The sequence below is a fragment of the Paenibacillus faecis genome (assembly GCF_008084145.1).
Lineage (GTDB): Bacteria > Bacillota > Bacilli > Paenibacillales > Paenibacillaceae > Fontibacillus > Fontibacillus faecis.
Map to the genome: position 1 here is coordinate 118,419 of NZ_VSDO01000006.1, position 17,039 is coordinate 135,457.

The 17,039-nt window shown below is 51.0% G+C and carries 18 protein-coding genes; 13 read left to right on the forward strand and 5 right to left on the reverse strand.

Annotated features, from left to right (window positions below):
- Positions 1-21 precede the first annotated feature (21 nt).
- The 11 genes from FRY98_RS25705 to FRY98_RS25755 all read left to right on the forward strand — a co-directional run bounded on the left by FRY98_RS25705 (position 22) and on the right by FRY98_RS25755 (position 9,198).
- Positions 22-324 (forward strand): ArsR/SmtB family transcription factor, encoded by a 303-nt coding sequence (locus FRY98_RS25705; protein ID WP_148457576.1) that lies wholly within the window; start codon positions 22-24, stop codon positions 322-324.
- Positions 325-484: 160 nt separating this feature from the next.
- Positions 485-1,663 carry an MFS transporter gene (locus FRY98_RS25710; RefSeq protein WP_148457577.1) on the forward strand — a complete coding sequence of 393 codons (1,179 nt, stop codon included), beginning with the start codon at positions 485-487 and terminating at the stop codon, positions 1,661-1,663.
- A gap of 322 nt (positions 1,664-1,985) precedes the next feature.
- Positions 1,986-2,939: a macrolide 2'-phosphotransferase gene (locus FRY98_RS25715; protein WP_148457578.1), complete on the forward strand. Its 954-nt coding sequence runs from the start codon at positions 1,986-1,988 to the stop codon at positions 2,937-2,939.
- A 34-nt stretch (positions 2,940-2,973) separates the two neighbouring features.
- Positions 2,974-3,504: a DinB family protein gene (locus tag FRY98_RS25720; RefSeq protein WP_246565385.1), complete on the forward strand. Its 531-nt coding sequence runs from the start codon at positions 2,974-2,976 to the stop codon at positions 3,502-3,504.
- Positions 3,505-3,633: 129 nt separating this feature from the next.
- The gene (locus FRY98_RS25725; protein WP_148457579.1) at positions 3,634-4,650 is read left to right on the forward strand and encodes a UDP-N-acetylmuramate dehydrogenase; all 1,017 of its coding nucleotides are present in this window, start codon (positions 3,634-3,636) and stop codon (positions 4,648-4,650) included.
- Between the two features lie 451 nt (positions 4,651-5,101).
- Positions 5,102-6,274, forward strand: a complete 1,173-nt coding sequence (locus FRY98_RS25730) for a bis-aminopropyl spermidine synthase family protein (RefSeq protein WP_148457580.1) — start codon at positions 5,102-5,104, stop codon at positions 6,272-6,274.
- A gap of 96 nt (positions 6,275-6,370) precedes the next feature.
- Positions 6,371-6,796, forward strand: a complete 426-nt coding sequence (locus FRY98_RS25735) for a DMT family transporter (protein WP_148457581.1) — start codon at positions 6,371-6,373, stop codon at positions 6,794-6,796.
- A gap of 24 nt (positions 6,797-6,820) precedes the next feature.
- Entirely contained in the window at positions 6,821-7,525 is a 705-nt protein-coding gene (locus FRY98_RS25740; RefSeq protein WP_148457582.1) for a Crp/Fnr family transcriptional regulator, read from the forward strand.
- Positions 7,526-7,538: 13 nt separating this feature from the next.
- Entirely contained in the window at positions 7,539-8,015 is a 477-nt protein-coding gene (locus FRY98_RS25745) for a DMT family transporter (protein ID WP_148457583.1), read from the forward strand.
- Between the two features lie 101 nt (positions 8,016-8,116).
- Positions 8,117-8,665 carry a GNAT family N-acetyltransferase gene (locus tag FRY98_RS25750; protein ID WP_148457584.1) on the forward strand — a complete coding sequence of 183 codons (549 nt, stop codon included), beginning with the start codon at positions 8,117-8,119 and terminating at the stop codon, positions 8,663-8,665.
- Between the two features lie 68 nt (positions 8,666-8,733).
- Complete coding sequence (locus FRY98_RS25755) at positions 8,734-9,198, forward strand: DMT family transporter (RefSeq protein WP_170287193.1); 465 nt, start codon at positions 8,734-8,736, stop codon at positions 9,196-9,198.
- Positions 9,199-9,331: 133 nt separating this feature from the next.
- Here FRY98_RS25755 and nudK read toward each other — a convergent pair whose 3' ends face one another.
- Positions 9,332-10,303 (reverse strand): GDP-mannose pyrophosphatase NudK, encoded by a 972-nt coding sequence (gene nudK, locus FRY98_RS25760; protein ID WP_148457586.1) that lies wholly within the window; start codon positions 10,301-10,303, stop codon positions 9,332-9,334.
- A gap of 132 nt (positions 10,304-10,435) precedes the next feature.
- On the opposite strand from nudK, the gene FRY98_RS25765 reads away from it, so the two are divergent.
- Both FRY98_RS25765 and FRY98_RS25770 read left to right on the forward strand, forming a co-directional pair.
- On the forward strand, positions 10,436-11,317 hold the full coding sequence (locus tag FRY98_RS25765) for an AraC family transcriptional regulator (RefSeq protein ID WP_148457587.1): 882 nt from the start codon (positions 10,436-10,438) through the stop codon (positions 11,315-11,317).
- Between the two features lie 301 nt (positions 11,318-11,618).
- Positions 11,619-12,881, forward strand: coding sequence for an Nramp family divalent metal transporter (locus FRY98_RS25770; protein WP_148457970.1), 1,263 nt, complete (start codon positions 11,619-11,621; stop codon positions 12,879-12,881).
- A 329-nt stretch (positions 12,882-13,210) separates the two neighbouring features.
- Here the strand turns inward: FRY98_RS25770 and FRY98_RS25775 are convergent, their stop codons facing one another.
- From FRY98_RS25775 to FRY98_RS25790, 4 genes are all read right to left on the reverse strand, one after another.
- Positions 13,211-14,662: a 4-hydroxyphenylacetate 3-hydroxylase family protein gene (locus tag FRY98_RS25775; RefSeq protein WP_148457588.1), complete on the reverse strand. Its 1,452-nt coding sequence runs from the start codon at positions 14,660-14,662 to the stop codon at positions 13,211-13,213.
- A 145-nt stretch (positions 14,663-14,807) separates the two neighbouring features.
- Complete coding sequence (locus FRY98_RS25780; RefSeq protein ID WP_148457589.1) at positions 14,808-16,001, reverse strand: MFS transporter; 1,194 nt, start codon at positions 15,999-16,001, stop codon at positions 14,808-14,810.
- An 88-nt stretch (positions 16,002-16,089) separates the two neighbouring features.
- On the reverse strand, positions 16,090-16,380 hold the full coding sequence (locus FRY98_RS25785; protein ID WP_148457590.1) for an ArsR/SmtB family transcription factor: 291 nt from the start codon (positions 16,378-16,380) through the stop codon (positions 16,090-16,092).
- Positions 16,381-16,499: 119 nt separating this feature from the next.
- A complete protein-coding gene (locus FRY98_RS25790; protein WP_148457591.1) occupies positions 16,500-16,940 on the reverse strand; it encodes a MarR family winged helix-turn-helix transcriptional regulator in 441 nt (146 codons plus the stop codon).
- Between the last annotated feature and the right edge of the window lie 99 nt (positions 16,941-17,039).

A 17,039-nucleotide genomic window follows, 5' to 3' on the forward strand; every position in this document is an offset into this window, starting at 1 on the left:
ATCATCGATATAATGATAATCATGAAACCAATTGAAGTATTTAAAGCGTTGTCGAATGAGTCGAGACTGCAAATTCTGCACTGGCTGAAACAACCCGATCTTCACTTTACACCTCATGAAGGCATTGACATGAACAAAATTGGTGTTTGCGTATCTCAAATCACCGACAAATTGAATATGACGCAATCCACGGCATCCCAGTATCTGACGATTTTGCAGCGAGCCGGGCTGATCAAGACACAAAGGATCGGCAAGTTCACTTATTATCGGAGGGACGAGGCTGCGATCGCGGAAATTGCGGAATATTTAAAGCAGGAAATCTAAAATCACGGATCCTGAGCTGAGAGTAAGGGCTCGGGATTCGTTTCGTCAGATAATTCGACAATTCGCGATATGACTGTTTAATATTCAACATATCGATATATCGCGAATTGTTTTAATATAGATGAATTACGAGCAAAGTAGCGGAATAGGAGTGAACATCTTGCAAAATACTTGGAAAATTTATGTGCTCGCTATCGTTAGTTTCTTGGTCGGGACTTCGGAATATGTCATTTCCGGGATACTGGATAAAATCGCCGAGGATCTGGGAATTACTATTGCGGCGACCGGCCAGCTTATCACGATTTTTTCGCTGGTCTATGGGCTGGGGACCCCCATCGTCATGGGTTTAACCTCTCGAATGGACCGCAAGAAGTTAATTCTCTACGGATTAGGTTTGTTCGTTGCGGCGAACGCTCTGGCTTTTTTGCTTCCAGGCTATGGTTTGTTTGTGCTGGCCCGTGTAATCATGGCGCTAGGAGCTGGGACCGTGGTCGTCACCGCTCTCAATATCGCGGCCAAAATAGCGCCGGCCGGAAAGCAGGGGAGCGCTATCGCTACCGTCATCATGGGCTTTACGGCTTCGCTTATCGTCGGAGTGCCTTTGGGCCGGATTGTTACCGGCATGTGGGGGTGGAAGGCTGTTTTCGGCGGGATTGCCGTGATGGGCGTCCTCGCCATGATCGTACTCTTTCGAACCTTGAAACCGATTGAGGGGGATAAACCGGTCCCCCTGATGCAGCAGTTATCTCTCTTGAAGAAACGACATGTCGCGCTGGGACTGTCGATCACCTTTTTATGGCTGGGCGGGTACTCCATCGCTTATACCTATCTCTCTCCTTATTTGCTCGAGGTTTCGGGAATGGGGGAAAAGCTGCTAAGTCCTTTGCTGCTTGCTTTCGGCCTGGCCAGCCTGGCGGGATCCAAATTCGGAGGATACAGCACGGACCGTTGGGGCGTTAAGGTCACTTTGACCGGCGGGATGCTGCTGCATATTCTGATGTTGGTCCTTTTGTCGGTGGTAGCCGGGACCATAACCGGTATATTCCTCTTACTGATTCTTTGGTCTTTTTCGGCCTGGTCAACCGGTCCGACCCAGCAATATCATATGGCGACGATGGAGCCGGAATCCTCCGGGGTCCTCCTCGGCTTAAACCAGTCGATGATGCAACTGGCTATGGCTGCCGGAGCCGGAATCGGCGGTTTGGCGATCAAGTATATTTCTCTGGCATCGGTAACGTGGATCGGCGCACTTAGCGTTCTTTTCGCCATTATAGTCGGCTTGGGGAGCTTTCGGGCGATTTCCAAATCCAAAGCAAACATGAATACGGCGAAAGGATAAATTTGGATTGCTTCGGGCTCTAAGGTGTGATATGATTACGCCACTTGATATAAAGGAGGCTTTCGTGTGATAGATTATTCCCGATTGAGACGGCCATGATTTTGTTGTGGAGCTGTTTTCGTTCTGCCTGTGCGCAGGAAATCGGGAGAGGTATGTCTATCCGCGGGTGTCTTCATCAACTTGTGTTGTTAAGGTGCATGTGATCGAGTGTGTCTGTTTGCCCTTAACCAACTTGGTTTTGCGAAGCCATTCCTTTTTCGATATCCGCACAGGCAGACGACTGCCTGTGTTTTTTATTTTGAAGATGAGGAGTGGCGGAGTTATGACACAATCAAACTTGAATGGTAACGGAAATGAGCACGGCAATAAGCTTGTGGAGAATCAATTGATTTCGGATGCTCGGCGGTTTGGATTAAATCTGGACCCGAAGAGTCTGGAGCTCAATGAAACGGGAATGGACTTCCTGGTCGGTTTTGTCAAAGACGCGAATGATAACCAAACTTGGGTGCTTCGCAAGCCCAGAAGGAAGGATGTCTGGGAGAGGGCGGTAAACGAACGAAACGTGTTAGGCCTGCTTCATAACCAGCTGTCTGTGGCAGTCCCCGACTGGCGGATTTTCGATCCGGAGTTGATCGCCTATCCGCTGCTTCCGGGATTCCCCGTCGCGGTCGTTGATGCCGCCGCCGGTGGGTATTCCTGGGCTTTTGAACAGGATCGGCTGGAGGATGCATTTTTCGATTCCCTTGCCGCTGCGCTTGCCGACCTTCACGGGACGGATCGGGACGCCGCGGCAGCAGCCGGTTTACGGGTAAAGTCCCCGCAGGAAGCGAGACAAGGCTATGCCGATCACATCCGGGAAATCTCCGAACACTTTACTATTCCCGAATCCCTGAGTACCCGATGGAATCGTTGGTTGGCCACGGATCATTATTGGCCGGACTTCTCGGTCCTGATCCATGGTGACTTGCATCCGCCTCATATTTTGGTCGATGACAAACAGCGAGTCACCGGCCTGATTGACTGGACCGAAGCGGAAGTAGCCGATCCGGGAAAGGATTTCACCATTTATTATGCGCTGTTCGGGCGCGAAGGACTTGAGGATTTACTGGAGCGTTATGAACGCTCCGGGGGCCGGACTTGGCCTCGCATGTCTGAACATATCGCCGAGCAGTGGGCGGCGTACCCCGCATTGGTCGCGAAATTTGCGCTAACGACGGGGAAGGAGCAGGATATGGAAATGGCCAGAGGGATGCTGGCAACCTGGAAAGCCGATTAAACCAAATTCAAAGAAATCAGGAGGAATTCCTATATTGAATCAAGAGCGCAAGTCATTGGTGATTACCCCCGTTCCGGTCATCGAGCCGGAAATCGGCCGTTGGTTGTGGGGAATGGAGGATGTAAGAAGAACGATAAAGACGAGGCTGGCGGAAGCAAGCCAGGCGGTCCTGGATACCCGGCTGGAAGGGGCTGCTTCGATCGGTTCCCTCCTGTATCATATCGCTCTCATCGAAGCGGATTGGCTTTATGAAGAAGTGCTTTGTTCCCCTTGGAATCCCGACATCAAAGCTTTGTTTCCGGTCGACTGCCGGGAAGACAACGACGATTTGTCTCATGTGGAAGGCGAAAGCATCGAAAGGCATTTTGAAAGGCTCGACCGCGTGCGTAACGCTTTTTTGGCGGTGTTTCGGGAAATGAGTCTGGAAGACTGGCGGCGCCCCCGAGTCTTGGAACCGTATGATGTCACCCCCGAGTGGGTGGTCTACCATTTGATTGAACATGAAGCTCATCACCGCGGGCAGATCTTTTCGCTGCACGGCAGATTGCTGAAGTCGCTCTCCTGAGGCTGGAAAATAGGTACCCCCCGTTTGTTGCATCTTTCTATAAGAGCACACATAATATACATAAACGTATATGATGTGTGCTTTTTGTTTGACACCGACAGCATGAGCATGAGGAAGGAGCTTACATACATGTCTACCCTGGACCTGGCCTCTCTTCTCAAGGACCAGCCTTTATCCCGATATTCCACGTATGAAATCGGAGGAACCGCCGCATTTTTGGCTCTGCCGCAGACCGACGACGACATCCGCGCCGTTTTGGAGGCGGCGCAATCCCATGGTTTGAACCCCGTTTTCTTCGGGATGGGGTCCAACTTGTTGTTTCCCGATAGACCGAGCCAGGAAACTTTATTTATCTCGACGAGATCCCACCGTGAACTTTCGATGAGCGGAGAGCGCATATACGTCTCGGCGGGGACGCCGATGTCCTTGCTGGCGCTTGTCGGCGCCGAAATCGGAACCGAAGATTTCGATTTCTGCTATCTGCTACCGGGGACATTGGGGGGCGGAATCTACATGAACGCGAAGTATTTCGAACACCATATCAGCGATTTTTTGGATACCGTTTACTATGTGGATTTGGATGACCTGCGCCAAGGGATTCAATCGATTGCCGCGGAGCAATGTGAATTCAGTTACAAACGTTCGATTTTTCAGCAGAAGAATTGGTTCATTACCGGAGCGCATTTAAAGTTTAAGCGCTGCCCGGCCAACCCGGATGCTTTAGAGCCCTTTTTGGTCCATATGGATCGGGAAAAGACGGCCATTTCCAGCCTGCCGGAATTTTATGATTTTTACGCTGGTGCGCTGGATCGTCTGGAGGCCCGGCTAGGGCGGACGCTAAGCAAGATGCGGGGAGTCATTGAAGACCGCACGGGAAAACATCATTTTGACTACCCTTCCTGCGGTTCCGTGTTCAAAAACAATTATGATATCGGCGAACCGATCGGCAGGCTGGCGGACCGTCTCCAACTCAAGGGATTGCAGTACGGGAACGCCATGATCTCTCCCGTTCACGGCAATGTGATTCAGAATAGGGGAGGCGCCAAAGCGGAAGAAATCCTGTATCTGATTCATAAAGTGCAGGATGCCTTTAGCAAGCATTACGGATTTGTGCCGGAGCCCGAGGTGGTGGTTGTGCCGTCGTGATCCGTTTGAAGGCCTTCATGCCTTGTGGTTGACAGGGCAGATCGGCTATATTATCATGTAACTATCTTCCAATAAGGAGAAGTTTTTATGTCCGGAGTCGTTCTTAACTAAGATAATTCCATAAATAAGCTTCATTTGTCCCGTCTTTCTGACGACTGATCAGAAGGGTTTGTTTTCATGCGGGCAATGACGGCTTATGGATTTAGTTAAGAACAGCGGATACCCTCCGAATTTGGAGTCGTCTTGATATGCCTAACACATATCCGTGCTGAGTTCAGCGCGGATTTTTTGTTTAGGGGCTATTGGGGCAGCGCAAAAAAGAGCGGGAGTGAACGTGTGTTCATGGACCGCTCTTTTTTATATTTTGAACCGGGAGTGATCGGAATGAAACAAATTGTACGCCAAATAAAACCGGAAGTTGAAGGAGGATATAGAAAAAGGGAGCGATGGGATGAAAAACTTAATTGAACATGTATATGAGCAAATTCAGCTTCAGGAAGGGACGGCCGCGTTGGAGAGGGTTCTGGTGGAATGCTACTTAACCCCGGGGATATCGACTAAAGCCTTAGCGGTAAAATGCGGCTTGCCCGTCCCTTTAACGGCGGCAGTCAAAAGAGAATTTATCCGGGCCGGCGCTTTGACGCAGGATCGCGGTGTCCGCTGCACCCCGGAGGGAGAAGCCTGGGTTGATAGGCAATGGGGATATAGCGGGATCGATAAAGCCCTTTACCATCAACTTATTGCCGAAGATTCTTCAGAATGGAAAAAAGAGGTTCAAAGCCTGCTTACCGAGCTAGAGCATGGCTATGCATTAAGGCCACAGGCAAACGTCCAACTGGACCAGGCCAAATGTACGCCGGAAACCAGTTTGAAGAGAGCGGTCCTGTCTCTCCGGGAGCAAGCTCTTATCGGTAAAAAAATTCTCTGTGTTGGCGATGACGATTTGGTCAGCGTTTCGGCCGGTTTTTTGTTGAAACGGCTTTTTCCGGATTCCGACCACCGGGCCACCGAAATCGAGGTCGTGGATATCGATTCAAGATTTTTAAGCTATATCGAGGAGTTGGCGGCTGCTTATCATTTACCCATACGCTGCAGACTGTGGGATTTGCGCGAACCTCTGCCTGACGATATGCTGGGCGAGTATCATAGTATATTTACGGATCCGCCCTATACCCTGCAGGGAATGTCATTGTTTCTTTCCCGGGGACTTAGCGCCCTTCGTCAAGAAAGCGGGCTGTCGATCTTTTTGTCCTTCGCCCATAAACCACCCGGCTTTACCTTGTCGATGCAGCGGGCGTTTGTAAACATGGGGCTGACCGTCTGTGCGAACTATCCCCATTTCAATATCTATGAAGGGGCCGGGTCGATCGCCAACCGAAGCCAGATGTTCGTGCTGCGCACAACCGATCAGAGTGCGCCGGAAATAACGGGCAGCTTCCAGGAGGAGATGTATACCGGGGAAGTGAACCGAACCCTGCGCATTTATCAATGCAAGCGCTGCAAGACACAGGTGAGGGTTGGGCAGCGAGGGGAGGCAGCCACGATCGAACAGCTCAAACATAGGGGATGTCCGCGATGCACCGGCTTTACCTTCGAGCTCATCCGCAAGGTGAAACAGAGCTGAAAACGGTCCTTGCATTTGAGGACATATGTCCTTCCCAAATACTTAAAGATCCCTTTTAATAGGGAATATCAATAAGGATTGGGGAGAGAAATGAAGATGAAAGGACTGTTGTTTGCTTTTATGGCCGGGTTCTTCATAACCTTGCAGGGGGTGGCCAATTCCCGGATCAGCGAAGGGATCGGCACCTGGCAGGCGGCGACGATCACGCAATTTACCGGCTTTGCGGCGGCGTTGTTGATTCTTCTGTTTGTGAAGGAGAAGAGATGGCGGGGATTCAAAGAGGTCAAGCCCATTTATTTAACCAGCGGCGCTTTGGCCGCGATCATCATCTCGAGCAACATGACGGCGATCCACCATGTGGGGGTTACGCTGACCGTCGCGGCTGTTTTGATCGCCCAGCTTAGCTTGACTTTTTTAGTCGATATTAACGGCTGGTTCGGCGTGATTAAGCAGAAAATGCGTCTCCCGCAGTTTATCGGGATCGCCTTGATGGTGATCGGCATTATCATATTGAAATTTTAAGCAGAACGCCGGGAGTGGTGAGCCATGAAAGAAATCAAAGATCCGATCCTATTGGAAACTTATCTTCGGGAATACGGACTGGAACCTGTTTTGTACGAAAAAATCAGACCTTACTGCGCTTTGTACGAATATAACCGCGGGGATCTGATCTGTTCCCAGGGCGAAAGTCCGGAAATTTTATATATTCTCGTCAAGGGCAAGCTTAAAGTGTTTACGACCAATGCCGAAGGGAAAACGTTGGTGATCTCTTTTAAAACCGCGCTTGAGCTCGTCGGGGATATTGAATACGTTCAAGAGACGGATATATTGAACACGGTGGAGGCGGTGACCGGAGTTCATATGATCGCCGTGCCTTACCGGATCCTTAGGAGGTACGGTCAGGAGCATGCGCCTTTGCTGCAGTTTTTGCTGAAAGTGATCACGAGGAAATTTTACCTCAAATCCAACTCCATCAGCCTTAACATGATGTATCCCGTAGATGTGCGTTTGGCCAGCTACCTGGTCGCCGCTTTTTCCGACGAGTCACATAATCCTGTTTCCGGACTGCTCAGCACGGCGGAACTAAAAGATGTGGCTAATTTGATCGGGGTCAGCTACCGGCATTTGAATCGCATTATTTTGCAATTTTGCTCCAACGGGCTCCTTGAGCGGAAAAAGGGCGGGCTCTTGGTGAAAAACCTGGATGGCTTGGGCAAAATGGCGATCCGGAATATCTACGAATATCAATAAGGGAGGCTTCTTTATGTTGATTGGATTGTTGCTAGCGCTTCTGGCCGGCTCTTTGGTCGGTCTGCAAAATATATTTAACAGCAGGGTCAATGAACGGGCGGGTACTTGGCCGACCACCACTTTGGTGTTGGGACTCGGATTCCTGGCCTCTTTCCTGATCGGACTGGCGATTGAGGGAAAAAGGCTGTTCCATCTGGAGCATATGGAGCCCTGGTTCTGGTTCAGCGGCATTGTTGGAGTCGGTGTCGTGGTATGTATGGTCAACGGCATGAAATGGCTCGGTCCCACTTATACCATCTCGATCGTGATGTGCTCCCAACTTTTTTTCGCCTTGTTATGGGATTCTTTCGGATTTCTGGGTCTGGAAGTCGTCCCTTTTACGATGAAGCAGCTCGTGGGCGTGCTGGTCATCGGAAGCGGGATCCTGCTGTTCAAGTTTGGAGGAGCACGAGAGATACGGGCGGCGGTAGCTTCGAGAGAAGAAGCTTAAATAAGACGGAACCAAAAGTATCCGAAAGGATACTATACGACGGGAGTTGCGATTTGCTAAGCTAGTTAAGATAACCGCAGTTATGGAATTGGGGGAGTAGTATGAGCGTTTATCTACGTGAGTTTTTTGTGGAAACCGAGGCGGAGGAGCTGGTTTCTTTTCTAGCGGGGAAAACCTGGCCGTTTCACGGGGCGGCCACGATGGCGGAAGCGACCGTGCGGGAGCAGATCGCGCGAGGCCGGTATCACTCCGATGAAGAGAAAAAGACGTTTTGGGCGATGGATGAGCAGGAACAACGAGTCGGTTTGGTCCGGGTCTTTGATCTCGGGGATCCCACGCCCATGTTCGACCTCCGCATTGCCGAGAGCCACAGGGGCCGCGGAATCGGCCTGCAGGCTTTGCGTAAACTGGTGGAATTCGTCTTCACCACTTACGAGGACAAACTCCGGCTGGAAGGACATACACGGGTCGACAATTTGGCCATGCGCAAGGTTTTTCATAAGGCCGGTTTTGTGAAAGAAGCGGTTCACCGCCAGTCGTGGCCGTCCGAGGACGGCGCCATTTATGATTCCATTGGCTACGCCATCCTCCGTGAGGATTGGCTAAACAACAAGACTACGCCAATTTGTTGGGACGACTTCCCATACTAAGAAGACCAGGAGGAGGGATCCTTCATGAACGATCGGCAATCGGCGGGATGGCTTTCTGGGGGGACCTATTGGCTCTGACCAGCGCCTTCATGGGAACGGTCTATTACTTTATCGGTCAGCACAGCCGACAATCCCTTTCTTCCATGACTTATACGCTGGCGTTATATGCGTTCTGTACGGGCTTCAGCGCCCTATATGTCCTGAGTAAAGGTTATGCCTTGACCGGATACCCGGCTGCGGATTGGTTGAGATTTATCGGAACCGCCATCATCCCGACTTTGCTGGGACAGTCGGTCGTCAATTGGCTACTGAAATGGCTGAAAGCTACGACCGTCTCGGTCGGGATGCTATCCGAAACCTTTGCGGCTGTCGTATTCGGATACCTGCTCTTTGATGAGAAGGTCTCGATCTTCCAGCTTGCCGGCGGCGGGTTCATTATTTTTGGAATCGTGATCTATCTGCGAAACGAACGCAAAGAAACCGAGAAGCAGTTATCCCGCAAGCCGGATTCTTTCAGGGAAGTCGCCGAATAGGAGAGGGATGGAGGACGAAGCCGGTGGTGAACCGACTTCGTTCTCCCGAATGATCGCCGGCAAATGCAATGGACCATGCTTCCCGGGGAAATCTTCATGGTTAGCGGATGGGTTAGACTCAACAAAGGCCGTTTTAACGAGCCGGAGGGATATCTTTCAGCTCGTAATAGACGGCCTTCCCTTTGCGTCTGGCCGTGTTGACCATTTCATCGGCACCTAGCGACGGACCGCCGACCCGCAAAACGGCATCAATATGATCGAGCAGGCGAACCGCCGAGGGATGAAATATTCGATTAAACACTTCGTCACCGATGCGGGCCGATCCCGCCGTTTCTATGAGCGGCAGCGCGTACCACTCGCCGAGGACGGGCAAATGCCCCATTTCATAAATTTTGGAGGCGAACGCCTGCATTAAACGGACGTTGCGCTGAATGAGCGCGGGGTCGTCATTCGTCCCTGAGCGGTAAGGGCCCGCGATCAAAATATGCAATGAAGGCTTGGGGAATTCCGGTTCCGAAAACTTCGGCTGAATCAACCCCTTCGCTTCGGCATATTGCAGAAGCATGATCGTCTTGGCATCCCGTATGTCTCCGGACGCCACCATGTCCAGCGCTTCGCCGAAGGGTAATTCAAGCACTTCGATATTTTCTTGCTCGTGAGCCAGTCCGCCGCCGTCGCCGGCACGCATATCGTCGGAGTACTCGGCAATATAAAGATGCAAAATTTCGGTAACGGAACCGGGCGACATGTAAGCCTCGAAAACTTTATGCACTTGGGAAACCCGATACCCGGTTTCTTCTTCGGTTTCCCGGATGATCGCCGTTTCGGGACTTTCCTCATCCAGCAGGCCGGCGCAGACTTCAATCAGCATTCCGGTTTCATTTCCGTTGACGTAGGTCGGCATCCGGAACTGGCGGGTCAGGATTACCGTTCCTTTCGCCCGGTTATACAGGAGGATGGCGGCCCCATTCCCGCGGTCATAAGCCTCCCGGGACTGTGTGGTCCAGCTTCCGTCTTGATTTTGGGTTTCAAAGGTGATTTTCTTCAGCACATACCAATTGTCGGATAATACCTGTTCGTCGATGAGCCGTACTTTGGGATTCATAGTGTTCCTCCTTCAGGAGATTTTATCTCGTTCCGCTGCTATCTATCCTAGCAGGCGACAAAGGGATGAACAATCTTAATATATTGAACGGAATTATCGTAAAATTGACCTCAACTATAAGGCAGGTGACGCATGATGCTATCGCCTTCATCCTTCTATTTCCGGACGGCGGACGAAAAGCCGTTTCCATTCGCCACCTTATCTTCGATCGGGTGGGATCGCAAAGCGACGGATAAATACGACTTTGACGTTTTCCGTCGTGCGGACCGGGGGCATTTCATTTTTCAATTTACACTTTCCGGGGAAGGTAGGGTCGTCTTGAATGGGAAAGAGCAGCAATTGCCTGCCGGAACGGGCTTTTTGGTTAAAGTGCCCAGTGAAGCCCGTTATTTCTATGAGGCCTCGGCAAAGGAACCTTGGGAGTTCATATGGATGAACGTAAAGGGGGAGGATGCCCACAGGTTTGCGGACCGGTTATGCGGAGAGGCGGGGGCCTCGTTCAAACTTCAGCCGGAATCGTCTCCGCTGCGCTTGTTTTGGAGCCTGTACCGGGAAATCGCCGTCGGGAACTTGCGCAACCATTATCGGATATCGACCAAGGTGTACGAGTGGATCGTAGCTATGCAAGCCAACGAATCCGAATTGGAACGAGAGCCGGAACGGGTCAAGCCCGCTTTTTTGGCCGCCGAGGACTTTATCAAACGGCATTTTTCCGAATCATTAACTCTGGAAGATATTGCGAATCATGCGGGCGTGTCCAAGCATTATCTATGCCGCTTATTTCAAAAAAACCTCGGCTATTCACCCATGGAATTCGTCAGACGCAGACGGATTGAGCAGGCGGCGGCCGCCCTCCGGGTTACGGATCAGGCGGTCCACCGAATCGCGGCGGAATGCGGTTTTGAAACCCAAAGCTATTTCGGAAAAGTGTTCCGCGATTACTTCGGGATGTCCCCGCTCGAATACCGGAAGCAAGAGCTGGAATATCCGTATAAGACCGTGATTATTGATTAAAATCAGAGGCGGCCCTAATGCTTTTGTCTTAAATACAAGGAATGAAGGTGTCCCCTGGACTAGACATGCATCTTTGGATGGATGTCTAGTCCAGGGGATTTTTTATATGGAGAATTCTGCCTGGATGCGTTTGCCGGTTTCACGGCATTTTCAAAAATAATGTTTACATTTTTCAATAGGAGGAATATACTTATGATATAAAGTTGCATTAAGGAAACTTTACTGGTTGAAGACAACTTTGACCTTTGCATAAGGAGGGATCGACATGATGGAACAAGGTGTCGTACATGAACAAACGAAAATGGATCATAAAGGAACGGCCTTGCCCGCAGCGGCAAAAGCCGCTTTAAACGGTGAAGCGAAGGGGATAAAGCGACTGCTGCCGTTTTTGGGTCCGGCCTTCATTGCAGCGGTCGCCTATCTCGATCCCGGCAATTTCGCCACCAATATTACCGCAGGCTCCAAATACGGATATTTACTTCTATGGGTCATCGCGGCCTCGAATCTCATGGCGGTTCTGATTCAAACATTATCGGCGAAGCTGGGCATCGCCACCGGCAAAAATTTACCGGAGGTTGCACACGACCGCTTTCCGAAAAGCGTATCTATCTTCTTGTGGATTCAAAGCGAACTGGTCATCATTGCGACCGATTTGGCCGAGTTTATCGGGGCGGCTCTCGGCTTGTACTTGCTATTCGGCATTCCGATGCTGCCGGCCGCCATTATCACCGCCATCGGCTCCTTTGCCATCCTGGAGCTGCAGCGGAGGGGATATCGCTCGCTTGAGGCCGGAATCGCCGCAATGGTGCTGATCGTCGTATTGGCTTTTGCCTTCCAGGTGATCGTCGCCAAGCCGGATTTCGCCGCGGTTGCCACCGGCATTGTCACCCCCCGGTTTGACGGAATCGACAGCGTCCTGCTCGCTGCGGGCATCCTTGGCGCTACCGTCATGCCGCACGCGATTTATCTGCATTCTTCCCTGACGCAAAATCGCATTGTCGGCAGAAACGAGGCGGAGAAGAAGAAGATTTTCAAGCTGGAATTCATTGATATCATCCTGGCCATGATTATTGCCGGTGCCGTCAATATGGCGATGGTTGTCGTTTCCGCCGGGCTGTTCTTCAAGAATGGAATGGTGGTCGAGGATCTGGACGTGGCTTTCCGGCAATTTGGACAATTGTCCGGGCCGGTCACCGCTATCTCGTTCGGTCTGGGTCTGCTTATCGCCGGTCTGTCGAGCTCTTCGGTGGGAACGATGGCCGGTGACGTGGTCATGCAGGGATTCATCAACAAACGGATTAATTTATATCTCCGGCGCGCGATCACAATGGTACCGCCGCTCGCGATCATTGTTTCGGGTGTGAACCCGACGGACGCTCTGGTGATGAGCCAAGTGGTTCTGTCCTTCGGCATCGCCTTCGCTCTTATTCCGCTTATCCTGTTTACCGCCAACCGCGACATCATGGGCGGGCTCGTCAACCGGCGCATCACTACGATACTGGGTTGGATGATTTCCGCGCTGGTCGTCGGACTCAATTTATTCCTCATCGTGCAGATGCTGTGAATGAGGCTTGAAATCGCATCACAGTGTATTATTCTCAATGAAATGGGCAGGTCAACGTTGGTTCCCTAGGGTTTGCGGCGTATTCATTATTCGACAATATGGTTGTGGGTTATATGCTGCCGCTAGGATATTATATGCTAAATTTATTCTCGGGGCCCGAGTTGGGCAACTTCTATTTATTTTCATTGGCCAACGGGAGTTTAAGCGAGAAGTACTGGCTGTTTGGCGGAGGGGTAACACTGTTTGCATTTGGGATAGTTTACGGAAGCTTAGTGAGAAGGATTAGATAAAAGCGGCAAGAAAGCGGCTCACGTAGAGCCGCTTTCTTGTTATAAGTCTCTTCCGATCAACTGATGGACCAGCGCTTTATAGTCCTCCTGTCTTTCGCAGCTTTGATACATACGGTTGGCGGTCGTCTTGGCGTTGCCGAAGAAAAAGCGCTCGAACTGGCTTTGTCTGCCGCCGAAGGGACCCGCCCCCAGTTCCCAGGCCAACCTGAATAGGGAGATCCGCTCTTTGGCCGATGACGATACCCCCTTCAAATAAACCTCCAAATATTGCTTCGGAGCGGATGACAAGTCGGCTTCTAAGGGGTTCATGATCAGATTGCTGGCGCTAAGCTGTTGTATCGTATGGATCATTTCTTCATAATATTCGGGAAACTGAAGATTAGCCGCGATTAAAGGGGGATTCCCGGGAACATAGTAACCGTTAGGGGTCGTATCACCCGTTGTTTCGGAGGCCAGCCTCAAAGCGCGAAGGTTCTCGAGCATCGTCATTACTCTGGCGATCCGGCTCGTTGTCGACAACTCCGCTGCCGCGTTTTGCTCTTCGGCCAGGGAGAGTATCAAACCCAACAAAAACTCGGTTTTGGCGATATATCTGGAGAGGATTTGATGTCCCGCGTAAGCATGGAAATTTCCCTCCTGAAATAAACGGTTGAACAACCTTTCATCCCCGTAAAAAAACACCCGATCATGCGAGACGAGCACCCGGTCCAACACAACGAACGTGTCCATTTCCTCGAATCTGCTGCTAAGCGGGTGGTCAAAGGCGGAGTCGCGGGCATAGCTCTCGCGGCAAATGAACGTGATCCCTTCCAAATCGTTCGGGACCGCAAAGGCAAAAGCGCTGGGATTCCCGTCCTCCGACAGCGAAAAGGAAGGGGAAGGGAAAACCAGGATTTCTTCACAGGTGGGGCCCTGGGTGGCCATGATGAAGGCACCGCTAACGACAATTCCTTTATCGTTCGTTTCGATGACTTTAGCCGCAATGGATCCCTCGGTGTCCGCGGGTTCGGACCATTTGGATGCTAGGGGCTGTACAAAGGCATGCGACAGCGTAATATCGTTTTCCCGGCAGTAAGCGTAATAATCTCTTAAATTCCGGGCAAAATCCGGCGAGCTTTGCTCGAGAACGGAAGCGGCCGTATAAAAGGCCATTAATGCCGTGTTCATATAGTCGGGGGAACGGCCGAGAAACCCGTGATGCCGCCCCGACCAAATCTCCGTCACCTGCCTTCTGCGAACCAGATCGTCCGCGTTGACCGGCGGCAGATAGGAGAGACCGACGCGTTCGCCGGTTAGCGGGGAAAGATAGGTCATCCGTTCGATATATTCCCCGTCGCATTGCAGGTCATACAAGTCGGCCTGCGTGCGGATTAGCCCGCGAAAGGCGGGATGTTCGGACAGGGGGCCGGATACTCGTTCACCCTGATACCAAAGGTTGATGCGCTGCCGGTCTATCCGTTCGATATACTGCCTACCGTTTTTAACAGGCATGGTCATAATCTCCTTTACGAAGATGATTAATGCGTCGCTTATCGCCGCGGAATGATCTCCCTATATATATTGCAGGGGAAATGTAAATGGTGAATCGGACGCATCATTTTCCAAAATCGAGTGTCCGGTCCTGTCGATTCTTTTGTCAGGAAGAATGCCCTTGCGTAGCATGATGCTGAACTGAAACGTCCCGTTTTCCGGCCTTTAGCCATAAACCGAGCGAAAGGATAAAGCAAGCCATAGTAAAGGCGGCCACGGCCATAAATTGTCTCGTTCTTCCGTAAAGAAGGCCCGCGATGTATGCGCCAGCGGTCGTTGCTCCGTACATGGCGGCATTGCTTAAAGCGGCGATCGTGCCTCGGGCTTGATGTGCGAGCGATTGGAGTTCGGTTATCATCACTGGAAAGAGGGTGCCCATGAGAAGGAAAATGGCAAACAACCCGGCTTTCACAAAAGACGGAGAGGAGGTATTGGAGATGCCGAGATATAACAGGCCCGCCGCGCCTAAAGCAACCACCAACACCTTGTTTTTCCCGAACCGGTTGACGGTCCGGCTGCCCAAGAAACTGCCGATTAGATTGCCGAGTCCCAAAAACATCATAACTTGCCCCGTTCCCGCTACGCCCAACGAATACGCGTCGGCCAGCCAACTTCCGAGAAAGCTGAAAGCCGCAAAGTTGCCAAGCTGAAAAGCAAAGTAGGCGATGAACGAAATTTTCCCGTTTCTAGCCGTAAAGACACTCCTGTAATTTTGAAGAATAGAGAGGCCGGGCGATCGCCGAGGCGTCTGTTCCGGCGGGAGATCGGGCACCACGAAACGAATCGGTATCGCGAGCAATAAAGCAAAAACGCCCAAGAGAAAGAAAGGCAGCGACCAGGTGCGATCCGCCATAAAAGTCCCCAACGGGACCCCTAGAGTTTGAGAAACGGCGAGCCCACCCGTGACGATCCCCATAGCTCGCAAAATTTGGTTAGGACGAACAAGCGAAGGGATGGAAGCCCATATTTGCGGGGTAACGATAGCCGCCGAAATGCCGGAAAGAGCGCGGAACAGCAGCATCACGGCAAAGCTAGGGGCTATTCCGCATAAAAAAGTCGATATCCCGAAGCCGATCATCCCGTATAACATCACTTTTTTTCGGTTCCATCCATCCGATAGCGGCCCGATTACCAGGGCGAATAAAGCGTATCCGAGCGCGTAAGCACCAACCATCCATCCGGAACTCGCTACCGAAACGCCGTACGTTTCCCGCAAAACCGGGAGTAACGGAGAGATGAGAAAGGTATCCGTACCGATAAGAAACATGAGCAAGAAATAAAGAACGATAATAGGGTTCATGAAGCCATCTCCTTTGCAGCAACGATGCAGTCTGTAGTTATGTAGTACAACAACTATTGAACTAATAGACAAAAAGAATGTCCTTGCGTCACAAGGACTCAAGGAACCCTGGAAGGAAAGCGGCAAATGCGGCTTTGTTGATTTTCGTATAGCGGGTTTGCGCGTCTTTTCTTACGGTAATCAGTCCGGCTTCCCGAAGTGTACGAAAATGGTAAGATGCGTTCGATTTCGAGATGGCGCAAATTTCGCCTACCTCCCCGCAGGCCATCTCCTTATCCTTGTTGTACAATGTCCGGATAATTTCAATCCGGGTGGGATCAGCCAAAGCCTTAAAAATTTTGACCAGAGTGTCATCCGATTTCGTTAGTTCAATAGTCATAAAACTAAGATACAAAAAATCAAACGAGATTGCAAGTGATTTAAGTTAACCGCATGGAGTTGACGAAACCTCCGTAAATAAATTTGTAATTTGCAAATTTAGGGTGAAATAGCAGTCCTCTACGGACTGCAGCATAAGCTGGATTTTCCCATAGCTTCATTCAGCAGGCGGATGGAGCGCAGGATCGTTTCCTTTTCAAACTCGGTCAGGTGCGAGAAGATTTCCTCGAACGTCCGGGCCATCTGAGCATCGATGGAGGCTGCGACGGAGTTCCCTTCCGCGGTCAAAGACAGATTGTAAACCCGGCGGTCCGTCACATCCGGATTTTTCTTCAACAAATTCATTTTGACTAGCGATTGAACCTGTCTGCTGAAGGTGGTGATATCCGTATCCAGCGCATCTGCGATCTCCTGCATGGACGGCTTGTGCCGGCGGTTTACTTCGTACAGGATATGGCTTTGAACCAAAGAAACCTCGGTGCCGCCGGCCTTGCAGCAATTTTTGTTCAACGATCCAAAGTGGCGGGTCATCGTTTGTAACAGTTCACGCGTATTCTCCATACTTTCATCTCCTCTAGACCTCTAGTTATATCGCATTTAATTGCATAATGCAAATATGGCATCACGACAAAAAAAGACTATGATCTTCCCGAAAGGGAT

Bases quoted from the DNA above. Each gene is read 5' to 3' on its own strand.
- FRY98_RS25745 (WP_148457583.1), top strand. From the start codon at position 7,539: ATGTTGATTGGATTGTTGCTAGCGCTTCTGGCCGGCTCTTTGGTCGGT.
- FRY98_RS25770 (WP_148457970.1), top strand. From the start codon at position 11,619: ATGGATCATAAAGGAACGGCCTTGCCCGCAGCGGCAAAAGCCGCTTTA.
- FRY98_RS25750 (WP_148457584.1), top strand. From the start codon at position 8,117: ATGAGCGTTTATCTACGTGAGTTTTTTGTGGAAACCGAGGCGGAGGAG.
- FRY98_RS25775 (WP_148457588.1), bottom strand. From the start codon at position 14,662: ATGCCTGTTAAAAACGGTAGGCAGTATATCGAACGGATAGACCGGCAG.
- FRY98_RS25730 (WP_148457580.1), top strand. From the start codon at position 5,102: ATGAAAAACTTAATTGAACATGTATATGAGCAAATTCAGCTTCAGGAA.
- FRY98_RS25725 (WP_148457579.1), top strand. From the start codon at position 3,634: ATGTCTACCCTGGACCTGGCCTCTCTTCTCAAGGACCAGCCTTTATCC.
- FRY98_RS25735 (WP_148457581.1), top strand. From the start codon at position 6,371: ATGAAAGGACTGTTGTTTGCTTTTATGGCCGGGTTCTTCATAACCTTG.
- FRY98_RS25780 (WP_148457589.1), bottom strand. From the start codon at position 16,001: ATGAACCCTATTATCGTTCTTTATTTCTTGCTCATGTTTCTTATCGGT.
- FRY98_RS25790 (WP_148457591.1), bottom strand. From the start codon at position 16,940: ATGGAGAATACGCGTGAACTGTTACAAACGATGACCCGCCACTTTGGA.
- FRY98_RS25705 (WP_148457576.1), top strand. From the start codon at position 22: ATGAAACCAATTGAAGTATTTAAAGCGTTGTCGAATGAGTCGAGACTG.
- nudK (WP_148457586.1), bottom strand. From the start codon at position 10,303: ATGAATCCCAAAGTACGGCTCATCGACGAACAGGTATTATCCGACAAT.
- FRY98_RS25765 (WP_148457587.1), top strand. From the start codon at position 10,436: ATGATGCTATCGCCTTCATCCTTCTATTTCCGGACGGCGGACGAAAAG.
- FRY98_RS25715 (WP_148457578.1), top strand. From the start codon at position 1,986: ATGACACAATCAAACTTGAATGGTAACGGAAATGAGCACGGCAATAAG.
- FRY98_RS25785 (WP_148457590.1), bottom strand. From the start codon at position 16,380: ATGACTATTGAACTAACGAAATCGGATGACACTCTGGTCAAAATTTTT.
- FRY98_RS25740 (WP_148457582.1), top strand. From the start codon at position 6,821: ATGAAAGAAATCAAAGATCCGATCCTATTGGAAACTTATCTTCGGGAA.